Here is a 313-nt window from a genome sequence, read left to right on the forward strand (position 1 = left end):
ATGCCGTGCGCTGGCGCAGCAGGTGCTGGCGCTTTCCACCGTGACAGAAGTGCGCGCCCATCTGGCGCAACAGGCGCGTTAAGCGCAATGAAACCTGCCGTCCGGCTGGCCCGGACGGTGCTGGCCCTGTCTCTTATACACATCTGACGCTGCCGACGAACGAACAACAGTGTAGATCTCGGTGGGCGGCGGATCATTAAAAAGGGGGGGGGGGGGGGGGGGGGGGGGGGGGGGGGGGGGGGGGGGGGGGGGGGGGGGGGGGGGGGGGGGGGGGGGGGGGGGGGGGGGGGGGGGGGGGGGGGGGGGGGGGGGG

General features: G+C 74.8%; 1 protein-coding gene. It reads right to left on the bottom strand.

Annotated elements, in window-relative coordinates:
* Positions 1–78: 78 nt before the first annotated feature.
* The coding region (locus JHD64_RS21480) for a hypothetical protein (RefSeq protein ID WP_199055713.1) at positions 79–313 on the bottom strand (235 nt) is incomplete at its 5' end.

The sequence above is a fragment of the Aquitalea sp. ASV15 genome, assembly GCF_016429115.1.
GTDB lineage: Bacteria > Pseudomonadota > Gammaproteobacteria > Burkholderiales > Chromobacteriaceae > Aquitalea > Aquitalea magnusonii.